Annotated in this window: 2 tRNA genes and 3 rRNA genes; all 5 read right to left on the bottom strand. The window is 55.8% G+C overall.

The features are described from left to right. Positions 1–97 precede the first annotated feature (97 nt). A 5S ribosomal RNA gene (rrf, locus tag HUA75_RS45920) occupies positions 98–214 on the bottom strand. A gap of 159 nt (positions 215–373) precedes the next feature. Next, positions 374–3,337, bottom strand: a 23S ribosomal RNA gene (locus tag HUA75_RS45925). 276 nt (positions 3,338–3,613) lie between these two features. Next, positions 3,614–3,686: transfer RNA gene (locus tag HUA75_RS45930), tRNA-Ala, on the bottom strand. 64 nt (positions 3,687–3,750) lie between these two features. Beyond that, positions 3,751–3,824 (bottom strand) — tRNA-Ile (locus tag HUA75_RS45935). A gap of 217 nt (positions 3,825–4,041) precedes the next feature. Further along, positions 4,042–5,579, bottom strand: a 16S ribosomal RNA gene (locus HUA75_RS45940). The 16S, 23S and 5S rRNA genes sit together here with 2 tRNA genes alongside, the layout of an rRNA operon. Positions 5,580–5,768 lie beyond the last annotated feature (189 nt).

A 5,768-nucleotide genomic window follows, 5' to 3' on the forward strand; every position in this document is an offset into this window, starting at 1 on the left:
AGCGGGCACGGGGCCTCTTCACGGCGTCGGAAACTCCAGACGCACAAAAGCGAAAAGCCCCCGTCGCACGAGGCGACGAGGGCTTCTCTCAAAAAGAATCCGGCAGCGACCTACTCTCCCACGCGGTTTCCCGCGGAGTACCATCGGCTCTGGAGGGCTTAACTTCCGTGTTCGGGATGGGAACGGGTGTGACCCCTCCGACATAGCCACCGGAAAAGCATGAAGTGCATACGAAGGGTAAGTTGCAGCATTCTGCGAGTACAAGTCTCGCTGTGCGCTAAAGTGTTTCGTCCGGGTGAATGCATAGTGCATTCAGTCTCGGCCTTGGCCCCGAGTCCCTTACTCCCCTTGAGGGGGCATGCAAGAGATAGGGGGAAGTAAGCCTCTCGACCAATTAGTACCAGTTAGCTCAACGCGTTACCGCGCTTACACACCTGGCCTATCAACGTCGTAGTCTTCGACGGGTCTTCAGGGGCTTGCGCCCGGGATACCTGGTCTTGAGGTCGGTTTCCCGCTTAGATGCTTTCAGCGGTTATCCAATCGGCACATGGCTACCCAGCGATGCCTCTGGCGAGACAACTGGTACACCAGCGGTGCCTCCAACCCGGTCCTCTCGTACTAAGGTCAGAGCCTCTCAAGTATCCTACGCCCACAGCAGATAGGGACCAAACTGTCTCACGACGTTTTGAACCCAGCTCGCGTACCGCTTTAATTGGCGAACAGCCAAACCCTTGGGACCTGCTCCAGCCCCAGGATGCGATGAGCCGACATCGAGGTGCCAAACCTCCCCGTCGATGTGAACTCTTGGGGGAGATAAGCCTGTTATCCCCGGAGTACCTTTTATCCGTTGAGCGATGGCCCTTCCATTCAGGACCACCGGATCACTATGACCTGCTTTCGCACCTGCTCGACGTGTCCGTCTCGCAGTCAAGCTCCCTTATGCCATTGCACTCGCCGCCCGGTTTCCAATCGGGCTGAGGGAACCATCGCGCGCCTCCGTTACTCTTTGGGAGGCGACCGCCCCAGTCAAACTACCCACCAGACAGTGTCCCAATCCCGGCTTACGGGACATGGTTAGACACCAGAAATCAACAGGGTGGTATTTCACCGTTGCCTCCACCGAACCTAGCGGCCCGGCTTCAAAGGCTCCCACCTATCCTACACAGTCAATCCCTAGTGTCACTGTCAAGTTATAGTAAAGGTTCACGGGGTCTTTCCGTCTTGCTGCGGGTAAACTGCATCGGCACAGCTATTTCAATTTCGCTGAGTCCCTCTCCGAGACAGCGCGGAAGTCGTTACTCCATTCGTGCAGGTCGGAACTTACCCGACAAGGAATTTCGCTACCTTAGGACCGTTATAGTTACGGCCGCCGTTTACTGGGGCTTCGGATCATCGCTTTGCCTTGCGGCTGACGAATCCCCTTAACCTTCCAGCACCGGGCAGGAGTCAGACCCTATACGTCGGCTTGTCGCCTTCGCAGAGTCCTGTGTTTTTGGTAAACAGTCGCTACCGCCATTTCTCTGCAACCTCTCTCGGCTCCGGCTGTACGCCTTCACCTACCAGAGGCCCACCTTCTTCCGAAGTTACGGTGGAAATTTGCCTAGTTCCTTGGAGGAGAGTTCTCTCAAGCGCCTTAGGATTTTCTCCTCACCCACCTGTGTCGGTTTACGGTACGGACACCCTGCAAGCTCCCTACGGGACTTTTCTTGGAAGCAGAGCATCAGCGACTTACCCCTTACGGGGCGCCATGGGGTCTCGGGGATAGCTGCCGCGCCTTTAATCGTACGCGACACCCCTACGCCTTTGGACTGACACAACCGCCGGTCAGCTCGCCTAGCTTTCTCCGTCCTCCCTTAGTTCAACGCTTACAAGATGGCGCAGGAATATTAACCTGCTTTCCATCATCTACGCCTTTCGGCCTCGACTTAGGTTCCGGCTAACCCTGGGAAGATTAACTTGACCCAGGAAACCTTGGGTTTACGGCGAGGGGGTTTCTCACCCCCTTTATCGCTACTCATTTCGGCATCAGCACTCCCAGCCGCTCCAGCCGCCCTTTCGGTCGACCTTCGCTGCAACTGGGACGCTCCCCTACCGCCACACGTTTTGCGTGTGACCCGAAGCTTCGGTACTAGTCTTGAGCCCCGTTACATTTTCGGCGCGGCCTGTCTTGACCAGTGAGCTATTACGCTTTCTTTAAAGGATGGCTGCTTCTAAGCCAACCTCCTGGTTGTCAATGACCTGCCACATCCTTTCTAGTGTTCACTTAGACTAGATTTGGGGACCTTAGCTGTCGGTCTGGGTTATTCCCCTCTTGCCAATGGACGTTATCACCCACTGACTGCGTCCCGGGCTAACAATTACTGGCATTCGGAGTTTGGTACGGTTTGGTAATCTGGTGAGACCCCTAGCCGTTCCAGTGCTCTACCTCCAGTATTGAATTGCCCGAGCCGATACCTAAATATCTTTCGGGGAGAACCAGCTATCACGGAGTTTGATTGGCCTTTCACCCCTACACACAGCTCATCTCAGAAATTTTCAACTTTCATGAGTTCGGTCCTCCATGCGGTGTTACCCGCACTTCAACCTGGCCATGTGTAGATCACCCCGCTTCGGGTTATAATACACGCAACTAATTCGCCCTTTTAGGACTCGCTTTCGCTCCGGCTCCACCTAACGGCTTAGCCTCGCTACGTATATTAAGTCGCCGAATCATGATGCAAAAGGTACGCCCTCGCACTGGCTTGCGCCGTAGTGCTCGGACTGCTTGTAGACATGCGGTTTCAGGTTCTTTTGACTCCCCTTGCCGGGGTTCTTTTCACCTTTCCCTCGCGGTACTTGTTCACTATCGGTCGCCAAGGAGTATTTAGCCTTACCGGATGGTCCCGGCTGATTCAGACAGGATTGCACGTGTCCCGTCTTACTTGGGTAACCCACTCAGCTCCAACCAGCTTTCGCGTACGCGACTATCACGCCCTTTGGTGTCTCTTTCCAGAGACTTCCGCTAGCCAGTCAAAGTCCTACCGTGGACCCTCTACCCCGCTGCCACTTGCGTGACATCGGTTTGGGCTGTTCCCATTTCGCTCGCCGCTACTTTGGGAATCACTCGTTGTTTTCTCTTCCTCAGGGTACTGAGATGTTTCACTTCCCCTGGTTAGCTCCATCTCACCTATGTATTCAGTGAGAGGTAACACCGCTATTCGCAGTGCTGGGTTTCCCCATTCGGACATCTCCGGATCAACGCTTGGTTGACAGCTCCCCGAAGCTTTTCGCAGCCACCCGCGTCCTTCATCGCCTCTTGGCACCTAGGCATCCACCGCACGCCCTTAGTAGCTTACTTGCCCTAATCTCTTGTCTAACGCCCGCCTCACGGCGGATTGTCGAAACTCGAAACCAAGGCCCAGACCCCTGCTCTTCGCAGCAGGCCCGGAAAAAATCACTCTACGCTTGTAGTTAGCGCCAACCCTCTCACACCTCGCCTTCGCCTCACGGCGTCGGCTTCAGTGGGGAGTTGCGCGCCTTCTGCGAGAACTTGTTACTCAGCAGAAATTGCAACTTACCCTTCGTATGCACTTGTCAAAGAACGCTTCCCTCAATGCGACAGGGAAAACTTGTGTGGAGCTGATCGGAATCGAACCGACGACATCCAGCTTGCAAAGCTGGCGCTCTCCCAACTGAGCTACAGCCCCGTGTGTCCGGGCCAATTTAGCTGGGTGCGTCACCGTTGCCCAGGCTTAAAGCCTGCGGAAACAGTGGGCCTAGGTGGACTTGAACCACCGACCTCGCGCTTATCAGGCGCGCGCTCTAGCCAGCTGAGCTATAGGCCCAGGAGCTACCGCGTCGATTCTACAGCGTCCTTCATTCTCAAAGAGCTGGTGCCGCGACTTCTCGCGCACTCAGTCCTTCAAAACCAAACAGCAAGCCCGAAGTAGAGAGAGTCGGATTGGACTCGGAAACGTTGACCTGGTCGACCTGACGCGGCTCGAAAGCCGCTGGCACCACCTGCTGACACCGAAGTGCCTGCCTGGTGCCCGGTCTCCTTAGAAAGGAGGTGATCCAGCCGCAGGTTCCCCTACGGCTACCTTGTTACGACTTCACCCCAGTTACCGACCACTCCTTGGGCACCTCTTGGTGAAGTGACTTCTGGAGCAATCGACTCCCATGGTGTGACGGGCGGTGTGTACAAGGCCCGGGAACGTATTCACCGCAGCGTGCTGATCTGCGATTACTAGCGATTCCGCCTTCATGGAGTCGAGTTGCAGACTCCAATCTGAACTGAGACCGGTTTTATGCGATTAGCTCCCCCTCGCGGGTTGGCAACGCTCTGTACCGGCCATTGTAGCACGTGTGTAGCCCTGGTCATAAAGGCCATGAGGACTTGACGTCATCCCCACCTTCCTCCGGTTTAACACCGGCAGTCCCTCTAGAGATCCACTTGCGTGGCAACTAAAGGCGAGGGTTGCGCTCGTTGCGGGACTTAACCCAACATCTCACGACACGAGCTGACGACAGCCATGCAGCACCTGTCTCTCGGCTCCCTTGCGGGCACCGCCTCATCTCTGAGGCATTCCGAGGATGTCAAGACCAGGTAAGGTTCTGCGCGTTGCGTCGAATTAAACCACATGCTCCACCGCTTGTGCGGGCCCCCGTCAATTCCTTTGAGTTTTAGTCTTGCGACCGTACTTCCCAGGCGGAGAACTTAATGCGTTAGCTACGGCACCGCGGGGGTCAACTCCCACGACACCTAGTTCTCATCGTTTACGGCGTGGACTACCAGGGTATCTAATCCTGTTTGCTCCCCACGCTTTCGCGTCTCAGCGTCAGTTGCCGTCCAGGTGGCCGCCTTCGCCACCGGTGTTCCTCCCCATATCTACGAATTTCACCTCTACTTGGGGAATTCCGCCACCCTCTCCGGCACTCAAGCACGACAGTTTCGGGCGCACTTCCTCAGTTGAGCTGAGGGCTTTCACACCCGACTTGTCACGCCGCCTACACGCGCTTTACGCCCAATAATTCCGAACAACGCTTGCACCCTCTGTATTACCGCGGCTGCTGGCACAGAGTTAGCCGGTGCTTCTTCTCCCGGTACCGTCAAGCCGTTGGATGTTAGCCAACGGGTTTTCTTCCCGGTCGAAAGTGCTTTACAATCCAAAGACCTTCATCACACACGCGGCGTTGCTGCGTCAGGCTTTCGCCCATTGCGCAAAATTCCCCACTGCTGCCTCCCGTAGGAGTCTGGACCGTGTCTCAGTTCCAGTGTGGCTGATCGTCCTCTCAGACCAGCTACCCGTCGTTGCCTTGGTGGGCCATTACCCCGCCAACTAGCTGATGGGCCGCGGACTCATCTGGTTGTGATAGCTTGTATACAGAGGCCACCTTTTCCCTCAGTCTCCGAAGAAACCGTGGGCTTATCCGGTATTAGCCAATCTTTCGACTGGTTATCCCGAGCATCCAGGCAGATTATCCACGTGTTACGCACCCGTGCGCCGCTCTACTAAGGGTTGCCCCTATTCGCGCTCGACTTGCATGTGTTAGGCACGCCGCCAGCGTTCGTTCTGAGCCAGGATCAAACTCTCCAATTTTAATTTGAAGGTTGAACCGGCGTTCACCAAGTGTCCGGCTAAGGAACCTTGGCTCGCTGATTCACTGCAGGCACTGCTGGTATGCGCTTCTCAGCGCTCCCTTGCTGGTGCCTTCTCAAAGATTGACTGCGGTTTCCGCAATCCTTCTCTTCTTCTTGGGCTTGCTATTTGGTTTTCAAAGACCGAGCC

The sequence above is a fragment of the Myxococcus sp. CA040A genome, assembly GCF_013336725.1.
Classification (GTDB): Bacteria; Myxococcota; Myxococcia; order Myxococcales; family Myxococcaceae; genus Myxococcus; species Myxococcus llanfairpwllgwyngyllgogerychwyrndrobwllllantysiliogogogochensis.